General features: G+C 72.8%; 22 protein-coding genes. 12 read left to right on the forward strand and 10 right to left on the reverse strand.

Going from position 1 to position 24741, the window contains the following annotated elements; translation table 11 throughout:
* Positions 1-238 precede the first annotated feature (238 nt).
* Both ACWDGI_RS24930 and ACWDGI_RS24935 read left to right on the forward strand, forming a co-directional pair.
* Positions 239-1393 (forward strand): acyl-CoA dehydrogenase family protein, encoded by a 1155-nt coding sequence (locus ACWDGI_RS24930; RefSeq protein WP_450762446.1) that lies wholly within the window; start codon positions 239-241, stop codon positions 1391-1393.
* Positions 1393-2442 (forward strand): Zn-dependent alcohol dehydrogenase, encoded by a 1050-nt coding sequence (locus tag ACWDGI_RS24935; protein ID WP_450762447.1) that lies wholly within the window; start codon positions 1393-1395, stop codon positions 2440-2442. The genes ACWDGI_RS24930 and ACWDGI_RS24935 overlap by 1 nt, the downstream gene beginning before the upstream one ends.
* A gap of 22 nt (positions 2443-2464) precedes the next feature.
* Here the strand turns inward: ACWDGI_RS24935 and ACWDGI_RS24940 are convergent, their stop codons facing one another.
* A complete protein-coding gene (locus ACWDGI_RS24940; RefSeq protein WP_450762449.1) occupies positions 2465-3499 on the reverse strand; it encodes a GlxA family transcriptional regulator in 1035 nt (344 codons plus the stop codon).
* Between the two features lie 71 nt (positions 3500-3570).
* On the opposite strand from ACWDGI_RS24940, the gene ACWDGI_RS24945 reads away from it, so the two are divergent.
* On the forward strand, positions 3571-4884 hold the full coding sequence (locus tag ACWDGI_RS24945; RefSeq protein ID WP_450762451.1) for an MFS transporter: 1314 nt from the start codon (positions 3571-3573) through the stop codon (positions 4882-4884).
* Positions 4885-4975: 91 nt separating this feature from the next.
* Here the strand turns inward: ACWDGI_RS24945 and ACWDGI_RS24950 are convergent, their stop codons facing one another.
* From ACWDGI_RS24950 to ACWDGI_RS24970, 5 genes are all read right to left on the reverse strand, one after another.
* Positions 4976-5623 (reverse strand): flavin reductase family protein, encoded by a 648-nt coding sequence (locus ACWDGI_RS24950; protein ID WP_450762452.1) that lies wholly within the window; start codon positions 5621-5623, stop codon positions 4976-4978.
* A 123-nt stretch (positions 5624-5746) separates the two neighbouring features.
* Positions 5747-6583 carry an enoyl-CoA hydratase/isomerase family protein gene (locus tag ACWDGI_RS24955; RefSeq protein WP_450762454.1) on the reverse strand — a complete coding sequence of 279 codons (837 nt, stop codon included), beginning with the start codon at positions 6581-6583 and terminating at the stop codon, positions 5747-5749.
* Between the two features lie 7 nt (positions 6584-6590).
* Positions 6591-8819 carry an acetate--CoA ligase family protein gene (locus ACWDGI_RS24960; RefSeq protein WP_450762456.1) on the reverse strand — a complete coding sequence of 743 codons (2229 nt, stop codon included), beginning with the start codon at positions 8817-8819 and terminating at the stop codon, positions 6591-6593.
* Between the two features lie 295 nt (positions 8820-9114).
* Positions 9115-10272 (reverse strand): flavin-containing monooxygenase, encoded by a 1158-nt coding sequence (locus ACWDGI_RS24965; RefSeq protein WP_450762458.1) that lies wholly within the window; start codon positions 10270-10272, stop codon positions 9115-9117.
* A 323-nt stretch (positions 10273-10595) separates the two neighbouring features.
* Complete coding sequence (locus ACWDGI_RS24970; protein WP_450762621.1) at positions 10596-12221, reverse strand: subtype B tannase; 1626 nt, start codon at positions 12219-12221, stop codon at positions 10596-10598.
* 213 nt (positions 12222-12434) lie between these two features.
* On the opposite strand from ACWDGI_RS24970, the gene ACWDGI_RS24975 reads away from it, so the two are divergent.
* The 3 genes from ACWDGI_RS24975 to ACWDGI_RS24985 all read left to right on the forward strand — a co-directional run bounded on the left by ACWDGI_RS24975 (position 12435) and on the right by ACWDGI_RS24985 (position 14685).
* Positions 12435-12896, forward strand: a complete 462-nt coding sequence (locus tag ACWDGI_RS24975; protein ID WP_450762460.1) for a Zn-ribbon domain-containing OB-fold protein — start codon at positions 12435-12437, stop codon at positions 12894-12896.
* Between the two features lie 135 nt (positions 12897-13031).
* Complete coding sequence (locus ACWDGI_RS24980; RefSeq protein WP_450762462.1) at positions 13032-13637, forward strand: GNAT family N-acetyltransferase; 606 nt, start codon at positions 13032-13034, stop codon at positions 13635-13637.
* Between the two features lie 40 nt (positions 13638-13677).
* Complete coding sequence (locus tag ACWDGI_RS24985; protein ID WP_450762464.1) at positions 13678-14685, forward strand: GNAT family N-acetyltransferase; 1008 nt, start codon at positions 13678-13680, stop codon at positions 14683-14685.
* A gap of 39 nt (positions 14686-14724) precedes the next feature.
* On the opposite strand, the gene ACWDGI_RS24990 is transcribed toward ACWDGI_RS24985, so the two are convergent.
* On the reverse strand, positions 14725-15396 hold the full coding sequence (locus ACWDGI_RS24990) for a pyridoxine/pyridoxamine 5'-phosphate oxidase (protein ID WP_450762466.1): 672 nt from the start codon (positions 15394-15396) through the stop codon (positions 14725-14727).
* A gap of 152 nt (positions 15397-15548) precedes the next feature.
* Between ACWDGI_RS24990 and ACWDGI_RS24995 the strand changes: the two genes are divergently transcribed.
* Positions 15549-16016: a hypothetical protein gene (locus ACWDGI_RS24995; RefSeq protein WP_450762468.1), complete on the forward strand. Its 468-nt coding sequence runs from the start codon at positions 15549-15551 to the stop codon at positions 16014-16016.
* 332 nt (positions 16017-16348) lie between these two features.
* Here the strand turns inward: ACWDGI_RS24995 and ACWDGI_RS25000 are convergent, their stop codons facing one another.
* Positions 16349-17518 (reverse strand): thiolase C-terminal domain-containing protein, encoded by a 1170-nt coding sequence (locus ACWDGI_RS25000; protein WP_450762469.1) that lies wholly within the window; start codon positions 17516-17518, stop codon positions 16349-16351.
* Between the two features lie 99 nt (positions 17519-17617).
* Between ACWDGI_RS25000 and ACWDGI_RS25005 the strand changes: the two genes are divergently transcribed.
* The gene (locus ACWDGI_RS25005) at positions 17618-18802 is read left to right on the forward strand and encodes an acyl-CoA dehydrogenase family protein (protein ID WP_450762471.1); all 1185 of its coding nucleotides are present in this window, start codon (positions 17618-17620) and stop codon (positions 18800-18802) included.
* On the forward strand, positions 18799-19275 hold the full coding sequence (locus ACWDGI_RS25010; RefSeq protein WP_450762473.1) for a nitroreductase family deazaflavin-dependent oxidoreductase: 477 nt from the start codon (positions 18799-18801) through the stop codon (positions 19273-19275). The genes ACWDGI_RS25005 and ACWDGI_RS25010 overlap by 4 nt, the downstream gene beginning before the upstream one ends.
* 180 nt (positions 19276-19455) lie before the next feature.
* Here the strand turns inward: ACWDGI_RS25010 and ACWDGI_RS25015 are convergent, their stop codons facing one another.
* Complete coding sequence (locus ACWDGI_RS25015; protein ID WP_450762475.1) at positions 19456-20064, reverse strand: LysE family translocator; 609 nt, start codon at positions 20062-20064, stop codon at positions 19456-19458.
* An 82-nt stretch (positions 20065-20146) separates the two neighbouring features.
* On the opposite strand from ACWDGI_RS25015, the gene ACWDGI_RS25020 reads away from it, so the two are divergent.
* Positions 20147-20599, forward strand: a complete 453-nt coding sequence (locus ACWDGI_RS25020) for an Lrp/AsnC family transcriptional regulator (RefSeq protein WP_351957098.1) — start codon at positions 20147-20149, stop codon at positions 20597-20599.
* A gap of 63 nt (positions 20600-20662) precedes the next feature.
* Here the strand turns inward: ACWDGI_RS25020 and ACWDGI_RS25025 are convergent, their stop codons facing one another.
* Entirely contained in the window at positions 20663-21310 is a 648-nt protein-coding gene (locus ACWDGI_RS25025; RefSeq protein WP_360485429.1) for a TetR family transcriptional regulator, read from the reverse strand.
* 145 nt (positions 21311-21455) lie between these two features.
* On the opposite strand from ACWDGI_RS25025, the gene ACWDGI_RS25030 reads away from it, so the two are divergent.
* Positions 21456-22178 (forward strand): VOC family protein, encoded by a 723-nt coding sequence (locus ACWDGI_RS25030; protein ID WP_450762477.1) that lies wholly within the window; start codon positions 21456-21458, stop codon positions 22176-22178.
* Positions 22179-22387: 209 nt separating this feature from the next.
* Entirely contained in the window at positions 22388-24730 is a 2343-nt protein-coding gene (locus ACWDGI_RS25035) for an outer membrane protein assembly factor BamB family protein (protein WP_450762479.1), read from the forward strand.
* Positions 24731-24741 lie beyond the last annotated feature (11 nt).

Genomic DNA, 24741 nt, shown 5'->3' on the forward strand with positions numbered 1-24741 from the left:
CGTGGTTGCTCGCGCAGTTCCCCCAGCCTTCGGCCGGGGGCCCGGCGCCCCCGGGTCGGCTGTCCGCACCGGAGTTCACGGTATCCGCCCGCCGGGTCGCCGAGCAGCTCACCCGTCTCCGCGCTCCATGCACCCTGCCGGCCCCTGACTTCTCCCCGCCGCGACGGCGACCGGCCAAGACGGCGGTGTCCGGCGGTTCTCGTACGGCCGTAGCCCCGACGCTTTTCTGGAGGTCACCGTGGAGTTCGGCTTCGCGCCGGAGGACGACGCGTTTCGCCGCGAAGTCCGTGCCTGGCTCGACACGCACGTCACAGCCGACGCGGACCGGCGCGGCTGGGAGCGCACGCTCGGGGCCGCCGGATGGATCGGGCTCGGGTGGGCCGAGGGCGGGTACGGGAACCGGACCGCCACGCTCACCCAGCAGGTCGTGTGGGCCGAGGAGTACGCCCGGTCGGCCGCGCCCCCGCGCTCCGGGCACATCGGGGAGAACCTGCTCGCCCCGACGCTCATCGCCCACGGCAGCGACGAGCAGAAGCAACGTTTTCTGCCCGCCGTCGCCGCCGGGGAGGAGCTGTGGTGCCAGGGGTACAGCGAACCCGGCGCCGGGTCCGACCTCGCCGGCGTGCGGACCGCGGCCGTACGCGAGGCGGACGGCTACCGCGTCACCGGGCAGAAGATCTGGACCTCGCTCGCGCACGAGGCCGACTGGTGCTTCGTGCTCGCGCGGACCGAGCCCGGCTCGCGGCGCCACCACGGTCTGAGCTTCCTGCTCGTGCCCATGGACCAGCCGGGTCGCATAGAGGTCCGCCCCATTCGCCAGCTGACCGGCACCAGCGACTTCAACGAGGTCTTCTTCGACGGGGCGCACGCGCGCGTGGAGCATGTCGTCGGCGGCGAGGGCAACGGCTGGCGCGTGGCCATGAGCCTGCTCGGCTTCGAGCGCGGGGTGTCCACCCTCGCCCAGCAGATCGGGTTCGCCGAGGAACTGGGACGGGTGGTGCGGGACGCCGTGGCGACCGGCGCCGCCGACGACCCCGTCGTACGGGCGCGGCTCGTGCGGCAGTGGGCCGAGCTGCGGGTCATGCGCTGGAACGCCCTGCGCACGCTGGGCGGTTCGGCCGCCGAGCCCGGTGCGCCCAGCGCGGCCAAGCTGCTGTGGGCCGGCTGGCACCAGCGGCTCGGGGAACTCGCCGTGCTGGTGCGGGGCGCCGGCGCGGGCGTCGGCCCGGCCGACTGGTCGGCCGCGGCGCCGTACGAACTGGACGCCGCCCAGCACCTGTTCCTCTTCTCCCGGGCCGACACCGTCTACGGCGGCTCGGACCAGGTGCAGCGCACGATCATCGCCGAGCGCGTGCTCGGTCTGCCGAGGGAACCGAAGGGGGTCGAGTCGTGATGCGCGCAGTGGTGTTCGACGGGAAACAGGTGCAGGTCGTCGACGACCTGGACGTTCGCGAGCCGGGGGCGGGGGAGGTGCTGGTCTCCGTCGCGGCGGCCGGGCTGTGCCACAGCGATCTGTCCGTGGTGGACGGGACCATACCTTTCCCTGTTCCTGTGGTGCTCGGACATGAGGGTGCCGGGGTGGTGGAGGCGATCGGTGTGGGGGTCAGCCATGTCGCGCCCGGGGACCATGTCGCGCTGTCCACTCTCGCCAACTGCGGTGCCTGCCCCGACTGTGACCGTGGGCGGCCCACCATGTGCCGCAAGGCCATAGGGCGGCCGCAGAAGCCGTTCACGCGCGGCGGCCGGGCCGTCTACCAGTTCGCGTCCAACTCGGCCTTCGCGGAACGGACGGTCGTCAAGGCCGTGCAGGCGGTACGGATTCCGAAGGACATCCCGCTGACCTCGGCCGCCCTCATCGGCTGCGGCGTGCTGACCGGGGTGGGCGCCGTACTGAACCGTGCCCGCGTCGACCGCGGCGACACCGTGCTGGTCATCGGCACCGGCGGGATCGGGCTCAACGTCATCCAGGGCGCCCGGATCGCGGGAGCGCTGCGGATCGTGGCCGTGGACGCCAACCCGGCCAAGGAGGAGGTGGCCCGGCAGTTCGGCGCGACCGACTTCCTGACCTCGACGGACGGCGTCAGGGACCTGCTGCCGACCGGCGTGGACCACGCGTTCGAGTGCGTCGGCCGGACCGAGCTGGTCCGGCAGGCCGTCGACCTCCTGGACCGGCACGGCCAGGCCGTCCTCCTCGGCACCCCCGCCGCCACCGCCGAGGCGTCCTTCGTCGTCGCCTCGATGTTCCTCGACAAGTCCATCCTCGGCTGCCGTTACGGCTCCTCCCGCCCCCAGCGGGACATCGCCCTGTACGCCGAGCTGTACCGCCAGGGGCGCCTGATGCTCGACGAACTGGTCACCGCGACCTACCCGGTGGAGGACTTCGAGAAGGCCCGCGCCGACGCGGAGGCGGGACGGGTGGCACGGGGGGTGCTCACGTTCTAGCGGACCGGGGCGGCCCGTAAGGTCAGTGCCCGACGCCGACACCGACGCCGCCGGGGCGGCGGGCTTCGCCGGCGCCGGACCGGAAGGTCCGGCGGTAGGCGGTCGGGGTGACGCCGAGCGCTGTCTGCAGGTGCTGCCGCATCGACTGGGCCGTGCCGAAGCCGGCGTCCCGGGCCACCTGGTCCATGGAGAGCTCGGTGGACTCCAGGAGGTGCCGGGCCCGTTCGACGCGCTGCTGGGTGAGCCACTGACCGGGGCTGATGCCGGTCTCCTCACGGAAGCGGCGCGTGAAGGTCCGTACCGACATGGCCTCCTGCTCGGCCATGTCCCGCAGCTGGAGGGGCTCGTGCAGCCGGGCGAGGGCCCAGGCGCGGGCGGCCGTGGTGCCGGCGACCTGCGGGTCGGGGACCGGCCGGTGGATGTACTGGGCCTGGCCGCCGTCCCGGTGCGGGGGGACGACCGTACGGCGGGCCACCTCGTTGGCGACGGCCGTGCCGTGGTCGCGGCGGACCATGTGCAGGCACAGGTCGATGCCGGCCGCCACCCCGGCGGAGGTCAGCACGTCCCCGTCGTCGATGAACAGGACGTCCGCGTCCACCTCGACCTTCGGGAACAGTCGTTGGAGATGGTCCGCCTCGGCCCAGTGCGTGGTCGCCGGGCGGCCGTCCAGGTAACCTGCGGCGGCCAGCACGTAGACGCCGGTGCAGATGGAGGCGAGCCGGGTGCCGGGGCGGATGTGGGCGAGGGCGGCGGCCAGTTCGGGGGTGAGGACACCCTGCTCGAAGACCGGTCCCAGCTCGTACGACGCCGGGATGACCACCGTGTCGGCGGTGGCCAGCGCCTCCGGGCCGTGCGGCACGTGGACCGCGAAGTCGGCGTCCGTCTCGACCTGCCCCGGCGGCCGGACCGAACAGGTCACGACCTCGTACAGGTGCCGTCCCCGCGCGTCCTTGGGCCGGCCGAAGATACGGTGCGGGATGCCCAGTTCGAAGGGGAGCAGACCGTCCAGGGCGAGGACGACGACTCGGTGCGGGCGGAAGCCGGGGTCACTGCTCATGGCCCGATCCTAGCGAATACTGTCCTCCGGGCCACTCGATGGAGTGAATCCGCTGGCCGAAGCTGTATGGCGTGACCCAGACAAGCGAAGCCGCAGCCGCCCTCGCCGAGGACTCCGAGCCGACCCGCTCACCGCGCATCAACCGTGCCTGGTTCGTCGCCGCCGTCACCTTCGTCACGATCGTCGGCGCGGCCGCCTTCCGCTCCCTGCCCGGTCTGCTCATCGACCCCCTGCACCAGGAGTTCGGCTGGTCGCGCGGCACGATCGGCGCGGCCGTCTCCGTCAACCTCGCGCTGTACGGGCTCACCGCGCCGTTCGCGGCCGCTCTGATGGATCGTTTCGGCATCCGTCGGGTGGTGGCCGTGGCCCTGACCGTGATCGCGGTCGGCTCGGGCCTGACCATGTGGATGACGGCGGCCTGGCAACTGGTGCTGTGCTGGGGCCTGCTGGTGGGCCTCGGCTCCGGCTCGATGGCCCTCGCCTTCGCCGCCACGGTCACCAACCGCTGGTTCACCACCCGGCGCGGCCTGGTCAGCGGCATCCTCACCGCCGGATCCGCCTCGGGCCAGCTGATCTTCCTGCCGCTGCTGTCCTGGATGGTCGAGCACTACGACTGGCGGCCGGCCGCCGTCACCGTCGCTCTCGCCGCCCTCGCGGTCGTCCCCTTCGTCTGGCTGCTGCTGCGCGACCACCCGGCCGACGTGGGCCTGAAGCCGTACGGCGCGGTGGACTTCGTACCGAAGCCGGCGCCGGTCACCGGAGCCGCGCGCCGGACGGTCGGGGTGCTGCTCTCCGCCGTCCGCACCGGGCCCTTCTGGCTGCTCGCCGGCACCTTCGCGATCTGCGGCGCCTCCACCAACGGCCTGGTCCAGACCCACTTCGTGCCCGCCGCCCACGACCACGGCCTGCCGGTCACCACGGCGGCCTCGCTGCTCGCGGTCATCGGTGTCTTCGACGTCGTCGGCACGATCGCCTCCGGCTGGTTCACCGACCGCTTCGAACCCCGTCGGCTGCTCGCCGTCTACTACGCCCTGCGCGGCCTCTCCCTGCTCTTCCTGCCGATGCTGCTGGGCCCCGCCATCCACCCTCCGATGATCTTCTTCATCGTCTTCTACGGGCTCGACTGGGTGGCCACCGTCCCGCCCACCCTGGCCCTGTGCCGGGAGCACTACGGCGAGGACAGCGCCATCGTCTTCGGCTGGGTTCTCGCCTCCCACCAGATCGGCGCGGCGCTCGTCGCCTTCCTCGGCGGTGTCGCCCGCGACGCCTTCGGCACGTACGACATGGTCTGGTACGCCTCCGGAGCGCTGTGCGCGGCGGCGGCCCTGATGGCCCTGGTGATCCGGCGCCGGCCGGCGGCCGTGGTGCCCGCCCTGGCCGTCTAGAGGGAGACCGACGGGAGCCGGTACCTCTGTGACCCGTCTCTGCAGCCCCACTTCGTGACTCTGCGGCAAGCGGGCGGGACCGCCGCCCTCATCAGCCTCCGCCACCTGACCGGCCGGACATCTCCTGGCCGTCCGCTCCGAGCCCGGTGAACCGCCCCCGGTGGAACAGCAGCGGTCCGTCGGCGGGATCGGCCGCGCCCAGCGCGTTCACCCGCCCCACCACGATCAGGTGGTCGCCGCCCGTGTGGACGGCGTGGATCGCGCAGTCGATCCAGGCGGCGGCGCCGGTCAGGCGGGGCGCACCCGACACCGGGGCCGTGTCGTAGGCGACCCCCGCGAACTTGTCGGCGCCGCTCACCGCGAAGGCGCGGCACAGCCCGCCCTGGCCCGCGCCGAGGACGTTGACGCAGAAGACGCCCGCACGGGCGATGCGCGGCCAGGTGGCCGACGTACGGCCGACCATGAAACAGATCAGGGGCGGGTCCAGGGAGAGGGAGGAGAAGGACTGGCAGGCGAAACCGGCCGGGGAGGGGTCGCCCTCGGCTGCCGGTGCGGTGACAACGGTCACCCCGGTCGCGAAGTTCCCCAGCACACGCCGGAACTCCGCCGGGTCGACCGGCGCCCGCTCGTCGGCGCGCACACACCGCAACTCCGGGCGCGGCAAGGCCTCCAGGGGCCCCGGCGCGGGGGCCGACCTGAGGTAGCGGACGGCGGCCGCGGCCGCCCCTGCGTGTCCCATCACACCTTCATTGAAGCTGACGCTGCGTCAGATGGGAAGTCCGGTGCCGGACGCCTTACGGCCGTGGCTGCCGGGCGGCCGGGCCGGCCGGTCGGTCGGGCCGCGACTGCCGGTCGGTCGGTGTCACCGGCCCCGGAACTGCGGGCTTCTGCGCTCCACGAAGGCCCGTAGCCCCTCCTGGGCGTCCCGCGTCGTCATGTTGATCTCCTGGGCGGCGGACTCGGCCGCGAAGGCCGCTGCCCGGTCGCCGTCCAGGGACGCGTTGACCAGCTGCTTGGTCAGGGCGAGGGCGCGGGTCGGACCGGTGGCGAGCCGGGCGGCCCAGTCCCGCGCCGTCTTGGCCAACTCCGCGTCCGGTACGACCCGGTTGACCAGGCCGAGGTGCTCGGCCTCCGGGGCGGAGAGGGCGTCGCCGAAGAACATCAGCTCCTTGGCGCGGTGCGGGCCGACCAGGCGGGGCAGGAGATAGGCGCCGCCGCCGTCGGGGACCAGGGCGCGGCGGACGAACACCTCGATGAAACGCGCGGATTCGGCGGCCAGGACCAGGTCGCAGGCGAGCGCGAGATGGGCGCCGAGACCCGCGGCGGTGCCGTTGACCGCCGCGATCACCGGCTTCTCGCAGTCGAGGACGGCGGCGACCAGACGCTGGGCGCCGAGCCGGATGGTGCGGGCCACGTCGCCGGGGAGACGTTCGGCCGCGGCGCCGCCGCGCAGATCGGCGCCCGCGCAGAAACCCCGGCCGGTCCCGGTGACGACCACGGCCCGTACCGAGGGGTCCGCGGAGGCCTCGGAGAGCAGTTGGATGATGCGTTCCCGCTGGTCAGGAGTGATGGCGTTGAGGGATTCGGGGCGGTTGAGGGTGATCTGCGCGACCTGATTGTCAGTGGCGTGCAGTACCAATGACTCAACGGAAATTTCCGGCTCGTCATTCTTTGCGGGCTCACGGGGGGAATTGGCCATGTTCATCTCAGCGACACACCGCCAGCGCGTCCAGCGCCACCGCGCCCTGGCCCTCGGGCAGCACCATCAGGGGGTTGATGTCGAGCTCGGCGAGCTGGTCGCCGAGCTCCAGGGCCATCCGCTGTACCCGCAGGATCACCTCGACGAGCGCTTCGACGTCGGCCGGCGGCCGCCCCCGGACCCCGTCCAGCAGGGCCCGCCCGCGGAGTTCGGCGAGCATGGACCGGGCCTGCTCCTCGCCGAACGGCGGCACCCGCACGGCGGCGTCGTGCAGGACCTCGACCAGGACCCCGCCCAGCCCGACGGTCACCGTCGGCCCGAACAGGGCGTCGTGCGTGACCCCGACCACCATCTCCACGCCCCGCTCGACCATCTGGCAGACCAGCACACCGTCCAGGGCGACGCCCTCGTAGCGGGCGATGTCGGTCAGCTCCCGGTAGGCGTCCCGGACCTGGCTGGCGGAGGTCAGCCCGACCTTCACCAGGCCCAGCTCGGTCTTGTGGGCGATCTGCGCGCCGGACGCCTTCATCACCACCGGGTAGCCGACCAGCCCCGCCGCGCGCACGGCGGCGGCCGCGCTGGTCACCAGCTGCTCGCGCGGCACCCGTATGCCGTACGCGCGCAGCAGCTGCTTCGCCGCGTGCTCGCTCAGCTGCTGCCCCGGCTGCATCAGCGCGAGCGCCTTGCGGTACGAGGGCGAGGGCGTGCGCGGGGCCTCGTCGAAGGGGGAGTGGTAGGCGCGGACGAAGCGGTGGTGGTCGAGGTAGGCGCGGACGGCGGTGAGACAGTTGCCGACCGTGCGGAAGGTGGCCACCCGGGAGGAGCCCAACAGGACCTCCCGGTAGGCGGGTTCGGTGCCGACCGGCGAGCCCCACACCACGCACACCAGCTTGTCGGTCGCCTCCGCCGCGTCGACCAGGTCCCGCACCAGCCGGTCGCTGAGGGGCGGGAAGGGGCCGGTGATCGGGCAGATCAGCACTCCGACCTCGGGGTCGGCGAGGATCGCGTCGATGATCTTCCGGCCGCGCCAGTCGCCCACCGGATGCCCGCCGTTGTCGACCGGGTTGGCCACGCTCAGGTACTCCGGTATCCACTGGTGCAGCTCGGCCTGGAGTGCCTCGGACAGCACCGGCAGCTTCAGCCCCGCGCCGGACGCCAGGTCGGCGGCGTGCGCGCCCGTGCCGCCCGAGATCGAGTAGACGACCACCCCGTCGGCGCGCGGTGCCCGCGCCCGGGCCAGCAGGGCCGCGGTGTCCTGGAGTTCGTCGAGGCCGTCGACGCGGATCACCCCGTACTGCCGCAGTGCCGCGTCGATCACGTCGTCCGCGCCGGTCAGCTTGCCGGTGTGGGTGGCGGCGGTGCGGGCACCGGCCTCGGTGCGGCCGACCTTCACGGCGACCACCGGCACCTTGCGGCGGGCCGCGCGGTCGGCGGCCAGCAGGAAGGCGCGGCCGTCCTTGAGGCCCTCGACATAGCAGGCGATGGCGCCGACCTCGGGGCGTTCGGCGAAGTAGGAGATGAAGTCGCCGGTCTCCAGGTCGGCCTCGTTGCCGGTGGGCGCCCAGTGCGAGAGGCGGATGCCGAGTTCCTGGGCGGCGAAGACGGGCCGGCCCTGGTGCCCCGACTGGGTGATCAGCGCGATCGCCGGTCCGTCCAGGTCGTCCCGGAACCGCTCGAAGGCGTTCAGGTTGGTGTTCGGGCCGAGCAGCCGCAGCCCGGAGCGGCGCACGGCGGCCGCGAGCCGGACCTGGGCCGCCGCTCCCTCCTCGCCGGTCTCGGCGAACCCGGAGGCGAAGGCGACGGCGAACTTCACCTTGGCCTCGGCCAGTTCCTCGATCACCGGAAGGGGGTCGGCGACCAGGAGTACGGCGAGGTCGACCTGCTCGGGCAGGCCGGCGACGGAAGGAGCGCAGGCGATGCCGAAGACCGACGGCCGGGTCGGATGCACCGGGTGCACCCGGGCCCCGACCCGCTCGGCCCAGTCGAGGATCTGCCGGGTGATACCGGTGTTGGGCCGTCCCTCGGCGTCCGAGGCGCCGATCACGGCGACGGACTCGGGCCGGAAGAACCTGTCCAGATCCGGTACGTCCGCGTACAGCGGCCGTCCGCTGACGTCCTGCTCGTCCGCGTCGGCCGTCCGGCCGTGGACTGCGGGCCCGGGACGCTGCTCACCGCAGGCGATGACCCGGGCCCGGCGGGAGTCGGTGGTGAGGGTGCCGTGGGTTGATCCAAGCATCGTTCCGCCCGCTCCTGTGTGACAGCACAATTAACTGACGCTGTGTCAGATTACTGAACTGACGCTGCGTCAGGAACGGGTCTGCACGCAAAGTTGAGGCCGAAAGCGCCCCTCGCCTCTCCCGTCACCGCCGGCCGGGGGCGGCCGCCACCCCGGTGGCATCCGCTCGCCCGGCCACACCGCACCGCACCGCCGCGCGGGAAACCCTCATTGTCCCAGCGCCGTGGCGCACGGGAGGCGGGAGATCCGGCCTTGTCCCGCGCCGGTCGGTGTGAGGCCTGTCCGGGGCGGCGGCCTACGCCGTCCGCTGTCGCTTGGCGACCGCCTTCGCGATCTTCTCCGCGTCGATCGCCATCTCCCGGAACATGCCGCTGATGGGGTTGGTGTAGCCGGTGAAGTAGAGGCCGGAGGCGTTCTTCGGGGTGCGGGGGCCGTGGGTGACCGGGTGGCCGCGGTCGTCGAGGACGTCGAGGTGGCCGACCAGGCTCTCCAGGGCGCGCACGTATCCGGTCGCGGCGATCACCGTGTCGGGGGAGACGAGGGTGCCGTCGGCGAGGGTGACCTTGCCGTCCTCGAAACCGTCCACGGCGGCCACGATCTCGACCTTGCCCTCCCGTACCGCGTCGACGAGACCGACGTCCAGGACCGGGATGGCGCCCTGGCCGACCCGGCTGTAGAGGCCGGTGTCGGGGCGGGGCAGGCCCTGGGCGGCCAGGTCGGGCACGCTGACCTTGGCCATCGTGCGGGCCAGTCGGTCGACGAGGGACACCGGGAGGCGTCGTACCAGGATCGAGTTGTACTGGGCGGCCCAGCCGGCGGTGGAGCGGCGCACGATGTGCGGGACCGTGCGGACGGCGAGCCGTACCCGGGAGGCGCCGCCCTCCACCAGGTCGACGGCGATCTCGGCGCCGGTGTTGCCGACGCCGACGACCAGTACGTCCTGGCCGGCGAAGGGCTCGGCGTTCCGGTACTCGCCGGCGTGCAGGAACCGGCCGCCGTAGGTGTCCAGGCCGGGCCAGCGGGGGAGGTGCGGGGTGTGGTTGAAGCCGGTGGCGACCACCACCGCGGAGCCGGTCAGCTCCCGGCCGCCGGAGGCGTGCAGCAGCCAGCCGTCACCCTCGGGCGAGCGCTCCACCCGGGAGACCTCGACCCCGGTGACGATCTCCAGTTCGTGGTGCTCGGCGTACTTCTCCAGATAGCGCACCACGTCGTCGCGGGAGACCCAGCGGCCGAAGCGGCGCGGCATGGGCAGCCCGGGCAGCGCGGAGAGGCGGCGGGTGGTGTGCAGCCGGAGCCGGTCGTAGTGCCGGCGCCAGGACGCGCCGACGTCGTCGGACTTCTCCAGGACGACGGCGCGGATGCCCCGGGCTCGCAGCGCGTACGCGGCGGCGAGACCTCCGGGGCCGGCGCCGATGACGTAGACGGGCGAGACATTGGGGGGAAACACGGCCATGAGCGGGAGCGTAATCACGCGTCAGGTTGATGGGTCTCGGTCAAGACCGGAATTGGTTGCGGATTGATCACACCCGTAGGAGAAGTGGGTGGGACTTGTGACGTAGCCCACTTCATCTGAACGGAAACGAAAGAGAAGGGGCGTGAAAAAGCCCGCGCCGCCGGGCTCCGGTGCGCGGGAGCCCGACGGCGCGGGTGGACGGCGCCCTTGGACAGACGGGAAAGGGCACCGCGTTCGGGGAGGCTATCGCGGTCGTGGGGGACCTATCTCGATTGTGAGAGGTTCTTACTTCCGCGGTGTTTTCTCAGCCCTGCCTGCCCTTCTCAGCCCTGCCTGCCCTTCTCGGCCTTGCTGTTTCCCTTGCCCTTGCCGAAGCCCGTCACCTCGGCGATCCAGGTGATGAAGTCGCCCGGGTCCGTGTTGGCGCCATGGCCTTGGTCCCAGTAGTAGAGGTGGTTCACGTCGTCGCCGAGATCGTCCAGGCGGGCCGCCAGGTTCGCGGAGATGACGTGCGAGGTGTCGGTGTCATTGGTGCCGAGACGGATCCACCAGTGCTTCGAGCGCCTCTCGTTGACCTTTTCCACCAGGTGGAACATCGGGTTCATCAGGTTCAGCTTCTCGGGGATGTCGCTCGCGACCCGCTTGGTGCTGAGACCGGTGGCGTCATTCTTCGCGCCGAAGGCGGTGAAGTGACGGCTTTCGGTCGTACCCGCTCCGAACTCATTGTTTTCGCCGGCCGACAGGTCGAAGGCGTCGAAGGCGGGGGTGGTCTTCTTGCGGGCGCCGACGTGCGTGAGATAGCCGTCCCAGTCGAAGGTGGCCCTCCCGCCGGACCAGGTGATGAAGGTGTTGGCGGCCAGGTAGGTCTCGCGGTCCGAGTCCGACAAGGCGGCCAGGTAGGTGGTGGCGGACGGCTCCAGGTACTGCTTGAGCAGGTACGTGTCGTAGTTGCGGGCGGTCAGCGGGCCGAAGCCGTCCAGACCGCGCAGCTTCAGGGCCGCCTGGTACTCGGCGAACCGGCCCCGCAGCTCCTTGGACACGGTCTGGTCGACGACCTTGCCGGTGGACTGGGCGGCGTTGGAGCCCCAGTTCCACTCGTAGGCGCCGTCGGCGTGCTCCAGGTCGGTGATCGGGCACCAGGCGCCGGTCGCGAAGATCGCGTCCGAGGCGTCGGCCGCACCGATCTCCTCGAGGTACTTGTCGTAGACCGGGCTGTCGCCGGACGCGCCGAGCAGCGAGGACAGGGCGCCGCCGGCGCTGGTGCCGGCCGACACGATCCGGTCGACGTCGCCGGGGACGAGGCCGCGGTTGGCCTTCAGGTACCGGACGGCCGCCTTGAGGTCGACGATCACGGCGGGAGCCGTCCCGTAGTACTCGCCGCCGGAGTTCTTGAGGGTACGGCCGCGGGCGCCGGGCTCCACCACGACGTAACCGGCGAGCAGCGCCAGCAGCTGGTTGGAGGCGGTGGCGCCGCCGGTGGCGTTGGTGTTGCCGTTCGCGTTGGAGGTGGTGGAGGCCGACGCGCTGGGTGCGGCACCGCCGGTGGGGGCACCGCTCGGGGCGCCGCCACCGGCGCTCATGCCGCCGGCGCCGACACCGGTGGCGTCCGCCACGGAGGAGGGCATGTACCCGCCGACGGAGTTGGCGAACAGGATCGGGGCGTTCGTCGGGTCGACCGTCTCGCCGTCGATCTCGACCGGGGCGCTGACGACGAGCGACTGGTAGGTCTCGTCCACCGGCTTGGCGACGTAGGTGATCGCCTTCCAGAAGTGGTAGGTCACCGAGTGGTCGTCGCCGTCCGTGTCCGTGACGGTCGTCGTCAGCTTCGTGTACGCGTCCGGGTCGAACTTCAGGGAGTCCGAGGAGCCCGACGAGGAGTCGCTCGACGCCTGTGCGCTGAGGGCGATGCCGCCGACTGCTGCGACACCGGCCGTGGCGCCGATGCCCATGACCACGGTCCTGCGCTTCACTGCCCTGTGCTTCACCTTGCTGCCTCTCGTGTGCGGGCTCCTTGGCCTTGCGTATGCGAACGTAATTCGATGGCGACAAAATCGTCAACAATATGTCGGGATTCATGGCGGACCCACAGGCCCATGGGAATCACACAGGTTTTGCCCAGCGCCCTCTGGGCTCCCGCAGTCATCTGACATAACGTCAGATTCATGGATGCGACGAGTGCGACAAGTGCGCCGAGTGCGCCGCCGACCACGACGAACGCCGACCGGGACCGCCCGGCCGCCCGGCGGTACGACCTTCCCGAGCCGGACGCCTTCACCCTCCCCTACTGGGAGGCGGCGGCAGAGGGCAGGCTCCTGCTCCGCCGCTGCCGCTCCTGCGGCAGGGCCCACCACTACCCCCGGGAGTTCTGCCCGCACTGCTGGAGCGAGGACGTCACCTGGGAGCCCGCGACCGGCCGCGCGGTCCTCTACACCTGGTCCGTCGTGCACCGCAACGACCTGCCGCCCTTCGGCGACCGCGTCCCCTACGTCGCCGCCGTGGTCGACCTGGCGGAAGGCCCGCGCATGATGACCGAGCTGGTGGACACGCCCGAGCCGCGCGCCGGACTGGAGCTGGCGGTCGCCTTCCGGGCGGGCGTGCCGGTGTTCCGCGCAGCGCCACGCTGAAAAGGGAGCCGGTGAACGAGCCGGTGAAAGAGCCGGTCGAAGAGTCGGTGAGCGAGCCGCTGAAGGAGCCGGTCAAAGCAGGGGCGCGCCGGGACGGGCTGGGCCATCACCCGGCACAGAGGCTTCAATGACCCCATGGCCCAGATCGACGAACAGCCCGCCGCCCGCCGCCCCGACGTCCCCCCGCACGGTCACGACCTGCGCCTCGACCACTGGAACCCGGACTCGCCGGCCCACACCGAGGCCTGGCTGCGCGGCCGTACCGACCTGGACTTCCTGCGCTGGAACACCCCCCTCCAGCCGGACATCGACCTCGCCGGGGCCCGTGCCGCCCTGCTGAGGCAGCAGGAGCAGGCGGCCGCCGGCGGCTGCGCGCCGTTCCGGATCGCGGACGCGCAGAGCGGTACGACCCTCGGGCACATCGGCATCAACATGATCGACCGGGTGTCCCGTTCCGCCCGGGTCGGCTACTGGGTGCTCCCCGAGGCACGGGGCCGCCGGGTAGCCACCCACGCCCTGGCCCTGGCCGCCCGCTGGACCTTCACCGAACTGGGCCTGTACCGCCTGGAACTGGGGCACGCCCTCAGCCACGAGGCGTCCTGCCGGATAGCGCGGACGTGCGGCTTCCCCTACGAGGGGACCCTGCGGGGCGCGATGTTCGAGGCGGGCCGCCCCAACGCGTTCCGGGACGCCCACCTGCACGCCCGCCTCGCCTCGGACCCTGCGCCGTCGCTGGACTAATTCAGGTGCGGGGGGCGGTGGCCGACCGCGACCATCGACCATGGCCTCCGAGACACCAGCATCCGAAGCGTCCGAAGCAATCGAAGCAACCGAAGCCACCGACACGTCCGAAGCAATCGAAGCAACCGACACGTCCGAGGCGATCGAGGCGTCCGACACGTCCGACACGTCCGAGGCGACCGACGCGTCCGACTGGCGTTTCACCTCCGACGTGGACGAATTCCTCGGCCACGCCCAGAACTTCCTCGACTCCCGGCCGGACCTGCACACCGTCCATCTGACGGTGACCCAGCAGCTGCGGCACAGGAGCCCGTCGGCGTACGGCGACCAGCCCCCGTTCCTCGGCTACCTGACCCGGGGCGACGGCAGCGTGGGCGCGGCCCTGCTGCACACCCCGCCGTACGCCCTGCGCACCACTCGCCTCACGGCCGGGGAGACGGAGGCACTGGCCTCCCGGCTCCTCGGCCTCGGTCACCCGGTCTCCGGATTCGCCGCCGAACGCGCCACGGCGGAGGCGTTCGTGGCGGCCTGGGAACGGCGGACCGGGACACCCGGGAAGCTTCAGGACCTCGAACGGCTCTACCGGCTGGACGAGTTGACGGTCCCTGCGCCCGTTCCGGAGGGGCGGGCGAGGGTGGCCGGGCCGTCGGACCGGGAGCTGCTGATCCGCTGGTACGGCGGCTTCGTCGCCGACGCGGGCCTGCCGGGCGGCCGGGACGCCGGGGACTGGGCCGACTTCCGGCTCTCCTACGGCGGTGTCACGCTCTGGGAGACCCCCGACGGCACCCCGGTGTCCATGGCCGGCGTGACTCCGACGGTCGGCGGCCAGGCCCGGGTCGCGCCCGTCTACACCCCGCGCGAGCTGCGCGGCCGCGGCTACGCCGGTGCGGTGACGGCGGAGGTCAGCCGGGTGGCCCTGGCCCAGGGCGTCGGCGAGGTCCTCCTCTTCACGGACCTGGCGAACCCGACGAGCAACGCGCTCTACCAGCGCATCGGCTACCGGCAGGTGGCCGACTGGGCGGTGTACGACTTCGGGGAGCGGGCGTAGGGGGCGCCTACGGTTGGCGTACGCCGTGCGGTCCGGCGCTCACGGCCACAGCAGTTGCTTGCGCCAGGTGCCGTCCTCCTCCGCGACGTACCGGAGCCGGACGTGCCGCCGGTCCGGGTCGCCCTGGAAGAACTCGGCCTCCTCCGGACGCAGCCGGTACAGGGTCCAGGTGGGGGAGGGGGCGGCCGGGTCGGCGCGGGCCCGTTCCCAGGCCGCCTCCGACTCCTCGCGCAGCTCCTCCAGCGAGGACAGGATCCCGCTCTGCCTGCCGGTGAGCGCTGCCGCCAGGGCGCCCGTGGAGCGGGCGTGCAGGTCCGCCTGGCCCTCCTCCGAGGGGGCCGTGGTGACCGGCCCGCGGAGCCGGACCTGGCGGCCCAGCACCGGCCAGTAGAAGGCCAGCGCCGCGTAGGGGCGGGCGCTCAGCTGATGGCCCTTGCGGCTCGTCAGGTGCGACGCGAAGGACCAGCCGTCCGGGTCCGCGCCGTGCAGCATCACGATCCGTACGTCCGCCCGGCCCTCCTCGTCCGCCGTCGCCAGCGACACGGTGTGCGGCTCCGGCTGCCCGGCCGCCACCGCCTCCGCGAACCACGTCGCGAAGAGGGGGAGCGGGGCGTCGGGTGCCGACGCCGGGTCGAACGGCCGTAGCTCCGTGGTCTCGGGGGACCAGACCCGGAGCGACTTCAGGAGCGTGTGGAGATCCGTTGCTGCCATGTGCCGAGTATCACTCGGGGACCCCGGACAGCCGCACCAGCAGGACCTCGTACGGCGGCCCGGCGTGCCCGGAGGTGCCCGGATGCCGGACTCCCGGGCACAACCGAGCAAATCCCTGCGAACACCTGTGCCCCGGCCCCACACTGTCCGGCATGAGGGGACCCAGGACCGTGCGAGTGGCCGTACGCCACGTACTCGGCGACGCCGGACGGCCCAGGGCGCGGACCGTCACCTGGGCCGCGCGTGACTTCCGGCTGGTCCGGCCGGCCGTGGGCCGGGACCGCGTCGAGCTGGAGTGCCCGGTCTGCTCGGCCGCACTCATCGCCGAGGTCCGCGACCACGCCCGTACCCGGCGCGTCCGCCTGACCTGGGGTGCGGTCTGCCTGGTGACCCTGGCCCTGTTCGCCGCGTCGCTGGCCTACGCCGTCCACGCGGGCGGCCGGACCCTCCCGGCCGGGCAGTCGCCGCCGCTGCTCCTCCCGGTCAGCGTGGCCGCGGCCGTCGTGACCCTGATCATCACGCCCGCCGCCTGGGCGATCGCCCGCAACCACGTCGGCGTCGCCCTCGTGGACACCCCCGGTTCCCGTCGCGGCCACCGCATCGTGCCGGTGCGCCGCTGAGACACTCCTCAGTGCCGGGCGAACTGGACCCCGGTCCGCTGGACCGTCTCCGGGCGTGCCGGGAGCGCGGGCACGGTGAGCTGTTCGCCGTAGATGTCGGTGATTGCCGCGGTTCGAAGAGTTGCCGCGGTTCGAAGAGTTGCCGCGACCCGAAGAGTTGCCGCGACCCGAAAGGCCGCCACCGTCCTCCCTCGCCCTCCGGGTCACCCCGGCTCCTGGACCTCCGGGTCACCCCGGCTCCTGGACCTCCGGTGTCACCCGGGCCCCTGCCCCCCCGCTGTCACCCCAGCCCCTGGCCCCCCCGCTGTCACCCCAGCCCTTGACCCCCGCTGTCACCCCCGCCCCAGCACCACCGTCCCCGAGGAGCAGAACCAGCCGCCCGTCCCGGACGCCACCGCCAGCTCCGGCAGCCCCCCGGCCGCGCGGCGCACCTGCCGGTCACCGGCCTCGCCGCGCAGCTGCCGTACCGCCTCCACCAGCAGGAACAGCCCCCGCATCCCGGGGTGTTGGGCCGACAGTCCGCCCCCGTCCGTGTTCACCGGAAGCTCGCCGCCCTCGACCCGCAGCCGCCCTTTCTCCACGAACGCCCCGCCCTCGCCCTTCGCACAGAAGCCCAGGTCCTCCAGGGTCACCAGCGTCATGTAGGTGAAGGCGTCGTAGATCTCCGCGAAGTCCATCTCCGAGGGCCGGACGCCCGCCCGCCGGAAGGCCAGTTCGCCGCTGACCGCAGCCGGGGACACCGTGAAGTCCGCCCACTCCGACATGGTGGCGTGGGAGAGGCACTCACCCGTGCCCAGGACCCAGACCGGGGCGGTACGGCAGTCCGGTACGTACTCCTCGGCCGCCAGCAGCACCGCCGCGCCGCCGTCGGAGCGGATGCAGCAGTGCAGCTTGGTGAAGGGGTCCGCGATCATCGGGCCGGACAGGACCTCGTCGACCGTGACCGGGGTGCGGAACATGGCCTCCGGGTTCAGCGCCGCGTTCGCCCGTGCCTGAACCGCCACCTCGGCCAGCTGCTCGATCGTCGTGCCGTGTTCGATCATGTGCCGGCGGGCCGCCATCGCGTACTTGGCGATGAGCGTGTGGCCGTAGGGGACCTCGAACTGGAGCGGGCCCCCGGCGCCGAAGGAGAGGTTGCCGGTCCTGCGGCCCGCCTTGATGTCGGCGCGGGCCGTCGAGCCGTAGACCAGCAGGACCGCGTTGGCGTGGCCGGCCGCGATCGCGTCCGCCGCGTGCGCCGCCATGACCTCCCAGGTGGAGCCGCCGACCGAGGTGGAGTCGGCCCAGGTGGGGCGCAGGCCCAGGTATTCGGCCACCTCCACCGGGGCCAGGGTGCCCAGGCCCGCGGAGGCGAAGCCGTCGACCACCTCCCGGCCCAGGCCCGCGTCGGCGAGCGCGCGACGGGCCGCCTGGGCGTGCAGGGTGTAGGCGGTGGCGTCGTCCACGCGACCGCAGTCGGACAGGGCCACGCCGACCACGGCGACCTTGCGGAGTCCGGTCATGAATCTGACGGTACATCAGGTCAGCTCGACTCCGCCCCTGTGCATCTGCGTCCAACGCCCCTAGCATGACGGGCCGTCAGATCGTCAGGAGGTCCGGTCATGGACGCCCGCTTCACCGACGAGCAGGACGAGATCCGGCGCGCCCTGCGTGAACTGCTCCACAAGCGATGCGGGACGGAGGACGTACGGACCGCCGTCGACCGGCCGGAGGGGCACGACCCCGCCCTGTGGACCGCCCTCGGCGAACAACTCGGCCTGCCCGGACTCGCCCTGCCCGAGGCGTACGGCGGCACCGGCTGCTCCGTCACCGAAGTCGCCCTCGCGGCGGAGGAGTTGGGGCGCGTCCTCGCTCCCTCCCCGTTCCTCGCCACCGCCGTCCTCGCCGCCCCGCTGCTGCTGGAACTCGGCACCGACGCCCAACGCGCCGAGCTGCTGCCGGGGATCGCCGACGGCCGGCTCACCGCCGCCCTCGCCGTCCCCGGCGCCCATCTCGGCACCGCCCTCGCGCTCACCGGTCCCGGCGGCGGCGACTGGGCCGGCGGCGGCCGGGCCGGCGGCGTCCAGGCACGGCACCGGGGGGACCGGTGGCAGCTGTACGGGGAGGCCGACCAGGTGCTGGACGGGCACAGCGCCGGACTGCTGCTGGTCCCGGCGCACGCCGGCGGGTACGCCCGCTCGCGCGTCCTGCTCTTCCTGGTGGCGGGGGACGCCGACGGCGTCGTACGGACCCGGCGCACCACCCTCGACCCGACCCGCCCCCAGGCCAGGGTCCAACTGCGCCATGTGGCCGCGGAACCGCTGGGCGACGAGGACACCGACGTCCGGCCTGCCCTCGCCGCCCTCGGTGACTTCGCCGCCGCCGTGCTCGCGGGCGAGGCGGTGGGAGCCGCGGACCGGGCGCTGGAGCGGACCGTGGAGTACGTCAAGCAGCGGGAGCAGTTCGGGCGGCCGATCGGGTCGTTCCAGGCCGTCAAGCACCGCCTGGCCGATGTGCACGTGGCGGTGCGGGCGGCCCGGTCGGCGGCCTACTACGCGGCCTGGGCGACGGCCCACGGGGAGCGGGCGGGCCAACTGGCCCTCGCCCAGGCGCTGGAGGCGCTGCGGATGGCCGCCGCGGAGGGGATCCAGCTGCACGGCGGGATCGGGTTCACCTGGGAGCACGAGGCGCACCTGTCCTTCAAGCGGGCCGCCGGGGACGAGCTGCTCTTCGGGCCCGTGCACCGGCTGCGCGCGCAGGCCGCCGACGCGGCGGGGCTGTTCGGGGGACGGGAGGTGGCGGTGTGATCGGCGAACGCCTGGTGCGGAAGGTGGCGGCCAGCCGGGGGTTCCTGAAGGTCGCCCCGCATGTGGTCCCGGCCCTGGACCGGACCGTGCACCGGCTCAGCGGGGGACGGGTGCTGCTCAGCGCGCAGATGCTGCCGGGGGCGATCCTGACGTCCACCGGCGCGCGCAGCGGGCTGCCCCGGCGTACGCCGCTCGCGTGCATGCCCCAGGAGGACGGCTGGCTGCTCGTCGGCTCCAACTACGGCCGGACCGACCACCCCGCCTGGACCTACAACCTCCTCGAGCACCCCGACGCCGAGATCAGCTGGAAGGGCCGCGACATACCGGTCACGGCCCGGCTGCTGACCGGGGCGGAACGGACGGCCGCCTGGCGGCAACTCCTCGAGTTCTGGCCGCCGTACGCGACCTACCAGGAACGGGTGGCCAGGGAGCTACGGGTCTTCCGGCTCACCGCGTCCCAGCGGGTCCCGTAGGGGGGCCGGCCGGGGCGTGGCTCTCGCGGCGGGTGCCGTAGGGGGCGGGCCGGGGTCCGGGGCTCGCGGCGGGTGCCGCGGGGGTCGGCAGGGGCTGGGTCTTGCGGCGGTGCCGCAGGGGGCCGGCCGGGGGCTGAGGTGTCGTGGTGGGTGCCGTGGGGATTCGCCAGGAGGCGGCTCTCACAGTGCGTGCTGGGCCAGCAGCAGGGCGCCGATGCCCAGCATCGCCGCTCCCGAGGTGCGGGTGACCGCCCGGGCCGCCCGCGGCCGGGCCGACAGCAGGCGGTGGGCCAGGGTGCCGACGGCGAGGTAGACGGCTGCGCAGGCCGCCATGTGGAGGGCGCCGAGTACGGCCGTCTGGACGGCCACCGGGGCGTGGTCGCCCCTCGTCACCAGGAACTGGGGGAGCACCGAGAGGTAGAGCAGCAGGCCCTTGGGGTTGAGGCCGCTGATCGCCGCGCCCCGCCAGAAGCCCGGCCCGGCCGTCGCCTCCTCCTTCTCCACCGGTACCGCCGGGCGCCGCAGCACGCTCCACCCCAGCCACACCAGATACCCGGCTCCGGCCACCGTCAGCGCGGTGAGCAGTGTCGGCGAACTCGCCACCAGTACCGCGAGCCCCGCGACCGCGAGCGCCGTGTGCAGCGCGTACCCGGCGACCAGGCCCGCCACCGCGCGCGGCACCGAGCGGCCGCGCACCCCGGCGGCGATCACGAACGCCCAGTCGGCGCCCGGCACGCACACCAGCAGCAGGTCCACGGCGAGGAAGGAAATCAGGGGTCCGGTGTCCATGGCAGGGACATTAGGCGCGAACAGCCCGAAAGTGTTGTCGAAATTTGCTCGGGACCAGCTGTTCCGGGGGAGAATCTTCCCCATGGACGACGTGGACCGGAAAATCCTTGCCGAGCTCCAGCAGGACGGGCGGCTGACCGTGACCGAGCTGGCCGGGCGGGTGCGGCTGAGTGTCTCGCCGTGCCACCGGCGGCTGCGCGAGCTGGAGCGGGCCGGGGCGATCAGCGGGTACCGGGCGGTGGTGGACCCGGCCGCCGTGGGGCTGACCTTCGAGGCGCTGGTCTTCGTGTCCATGCGGCAGGAGGACCGGGACACGGTCGCCGACTTCGAGCGGGCGCTGGCGGAGATCCCCCATGTACTGGACGCGCAGCGGCTGTTCGGCGAGCCCGACTACCTGCTGCGGGTGGCCACCGCCGACCTCGCCGCCTTCCAGCGGCTCTACGACGAGCGGCTCGCGACCCTCCCGGGCGTGCAGCGTCTCACCTCGACCCTGGTGATGAAGCACGTGGTCCGGGACCGGCCCCTCCCGGCATAGCGCGACAGGCGGTGGCCCACCTCCGGTGAACCACCGCCTGCCAGACAGGAACCAGGGCGCGGACTACTTCGTGGGCTTCTTCCCGGTCACGCCCAGATGCACCAACAGCGCGAGATTCGGCTTGAGTTCGGCCTGCTTCACACCCCAGGACTGGAAGCCCTTCTGGTGCGAGGCGACCGCCGCGAGCATCGCGACCAGCGAACCGGCGACGGCCGCCGGGTTCACGTCCTTGTCGACCTTGCCCTTGGACTGCAACTCCGCGATGGAGTCGGTCAGGGAGTTGTTCACCGAGTTCAGGATCTTCATACGGATCTTGTAGAACCGTTTGTCCCCTTCGGCCGCGCCGAGGTCGACCACGCGCAGGATCGCGTCGTTCTTGCGCCAGAACTCCAGGAAACCGTCCACGAGTTCCTGCGCGGTCGCCCAGCCGGCCTTGCCGACCCAGGAGCGCCCCGCCAGCAGCTCGGTCAACTGGCCGCCCTCGGTCGCCATTTGCTCGGCGATCTCCAGGACGGCGCCTTCGACGTCCGGGAAGTACTGGTAGAAGGTCGCGGGCGAAGTACCCGCCTTCCGGGCGACATCGATGACCTTGACGTCCCGGTAAGGGGAGGAGCTGAGCATCTCGCTTAGGCAGTCGAGCAGCTTCTGCCGGGTCGCCTGCCCACGCCGACCGGCCACGCGGCCGTCGACGGTACGCACTTGTCCTGTCATGCCGTCAGCTTACCGAGGGGTGATCGGAGCGCGATTCGGCCGACTGCAAATGGGGTGCACGGGTGTATGGGGGGTGAGTGGGGGGCGCCGTCCCAGGTGGTGCGGCTGGTCTGCGGGGTGCGGGCCGGGCGGTTACTTTGACGACATGGCCGAAAACAGGGCATCCGGATACACAGAGGGCGTTCCGTGCTGGGTGGACGTGCAGCTTCCCGACGTCGAGGCGGGCAAGCGGTTCTACGGCGGGCTCTTCGGGTGGACCTTCGAGGACGCCGGACCCGGGGCCGTGTGGGCCCGGCTGGACGGCGCGGCCGTCGCCAGGCTGGCGCGGAAGCGGGACGGCCGGATGCCCACCGTCTGGACGGTGTACTTCGCCACCCCGGACGTCCGGAACCTCGCCCGGCGGATCCTGGCCGCCGGCGGCCAGATCGTGAACGACCCGGTCCCCGTCCGTGACCTCGGCACCGCCGCTCTGGTCGCCGACCCCCAGGGCGCCGTCTTCGGCCTCTGGCAGGCCGCGAGCCACCCCGGTTTCGGCGTCCGGCACGCCCCCGGCACCTTCGCCTGGGCGCAGCTCTACACCAGCGACACCGACGCGGCCAACGTCTTCTACGGTCACCTCTTCGCCGACGCCCTGTTCGGCGCCGGCGCCGAACCGGACTTCGGCCGCGCCCCCCTCTCCGACGTCTTCTACGCCGGGATGCCGCCGCAGTTCGTCGTCCACTTCCGCACCGGGGACGTGGAGGCCGCGGTCGGGGCCGTGCGACAGCTGGGCGGCCGGGTCCAGGCGCCGCCCTTCGAGACGTCGTACGGAAAAGTGACCATCGTGACCGACAATCAGGGGGCGTCCTTCGCGCTGCTGCAACGCTGAGGCCGGATGTAGACGGATACAGACGGCTCTCGGCGGATAAATGTCTCACTTTGTCACGTGACACCCCGATTGGTCGCCGGGTTCGCAACCTGTGCCCGGGCCAGGAAGAATCGGGGTGCGTGCCGCCATGGCGGTGCGGTGGTGAGACGCTGCACGGGGTCGCGTACATATGTGGGTGGACGTGGCCCGTACGGGGAGGTGGCAGGCAAGTGGTGGATCAGCTGACGCAGCACGATCCGCGGCGGATCGGGCCGTTCGAGGTGCTGGGACGGCTGGGGGCCGGCGGCATGGGGCTGGTCTATCTCGCGCGCTCGGCGTCCGGCCGGCGTGTGGCGATCAAGACGGTCCGGACCGAGCTCGCCGAGGACCAGCTGTTCCGGGTCCGCTTCACCCGCGAGGTGGAGGCGGCCCGCGCGGTCTCCGGCTTCTACACGGCGGCCGTGGTCGACGCCGACCCGCGCGCGGCGGTGCCGTGGCTGGCGACCGCGTACGTTCCCGCGCCCTCCCTCGAAGAGATAGTGAACGACTGCGGGCCGCTCCCGGCCCAGGCGGTCCGCTGGCTCGCGGCGGGCGTCGCGGAGGCGCTCCAGTCCATCCACGGCGCCGGGCTCGTGCACCGGGACCTGAAACCGTCGAACGTCCTCGTCGTGGAGGACGGCCCCCGGGTCATCGACTTCGGCATCGCGTCCGGTGTCTCGAACACCCGTTTGACGATGACGAACGTCGCCGTCGGCACCCCCGCCTACATGTCCCCCGAGCAGGCCAAGGACTCCCGCAGCGTCACCGGCGCCAGTGACGTCTTCTCCCTCGGCTCCATGCTCGTCTTCGCCGCCACCGGCCACCCGCCCTTCCACGGCGCCAACCCGGTCGAGACCGTCTTCATGCTGCTGCGCGAGGGCCCGGACCTCGAAGGCCTCCCGGAGGAACTCCGCCCCCTCATCGAGTCCTGCATGCAGATGGAGGCCGTCGGCCGCCCCAACCCGGCCGACCTCCAGGCCCAGCTGGCCCCCCATCTCTTCGGCTCCGGCTCCGACGACAGCGGTACGGCGTCCGCGTGGCTGCCCGAGAAGGCGGTCGCGCTGATCGAGTCCCGGCGCGGCGGCCGCCCGGCCGTGAAACCCTCCGCCAACCCGTCCGGCGCCCGCAGCGGCGGCCGGCTCGCCGTTCCCCCGCCGCCCTCCTACGACCCCGTCGTCCCGGCTCCGGTCCCGGTCGGCGCCCCCGATGCCGGCCCGGTCCGGCTGGCCGGCGCCCAGGTGCCGATCGGCCCCGGCCCACGGGTCGCCGACGCCCGCGCCGCCGCCGTCAAGGCACCCCCGCCCGAGGCCGGCCTGGTGGCCAACTGGTCCCGGCCGCGCCCCGGCGTCAACGGCCTCGACCCCGCCGTACCGCCGGTGCCCGTCCAGCCCCCGGAGACGGCGTCCGGCTGGCGGCCCTGGCGGTTCCGGATGTCCAACGACGTCTGGGGCACCCCGGCCGTCGACGGCGACCTCGTCTACGTCACCTCCTTCGAGGTGCACGCCCTCGACGTCGCCACCGGCCGGCGCCGCTTCAAGACGAGGGACGTCGCCTGGTCCATGGCGGTGGCGGACGGCCGGATCCACGCCTCCGACGGCCCCACCCTGTTCGCGCTCGAGGCCCGCGAGGGCGGCGACCTGTGGCGGCTGTCCACCGACGCCTGGGTGTACGCCCTCAAGGCCGACCGCGGCACCCTCGTCACCGGCACCCGGGGCGGCGGCGTCCAGGCCTGGGAGGCCTCCAACGGGCAGAAGCTCTGGGAACTGTCCGGCGCCCAGACCGACTTCGAGGCCCCCGAGTCCGGGCCCTCCCTGCACGAGGGCACGGTCTTCGTCTGGCAGGACGCCCGCCTGCGCGCGCTGGACGCCCGGACCGGCGACGAGCGCTGGTCCTACCCCATCGGTGACGCGGCCTCCTGCGGCGGCGTCCCGGTCCGCCTCACCCACGCCCCCGACGGCTTCGTGTACGCCTCGGCGGGCAGCCGCGTCATCGCCCTCGACGCGACGACGGGGCGCGTCCGCTGGCACTTCGAGGCGCCGGCGGTCTTCCTCTCCCCGCCCGCCTTCGTACCCGGCCCCGCGGTCACCGGCGGCGGCGTCTACCTCGCCGACTACCTCGGGACCGTGTACGCCCTCGACGCCGCCGACGGCCGCGACCGCTGGCGCATCGCGACGGAGGCCCGCGCGTCGATCGAGCCGGTGCTGGTGGCCGCCGGGCACGTGCACGTCGGCAGCGGCAAGGGGCTGTACACCCTGGACGCGGTCACCGGGACGCCCAAGTGGCGCTTCCAGGCGGGCGGCGACGTGGTGGGGGCGCCGGCGGTGGCGGAGGGCCGGATCCACTTCGGCTCCACCGACCATCTCCTCTACACCCTGAAGGCTGACGACGGCCGGCTGCGGTGGAAGCTGGCGACCGGCGGGGAGATCACCGGGTCGCCGGTGGTGCGGGACGGGGTGGTGTACGCGTGCAGCAAGGACCGGTGCGTGTACGCCTTGGACGCCGAGAAGGGCACCGGTACGGCACGGACCGCGTGAGCGCCGTGGGG

The sequence above is a fragment of the Streptomyces sp. NPDC001220 genome (assembly GCF_053597895.1).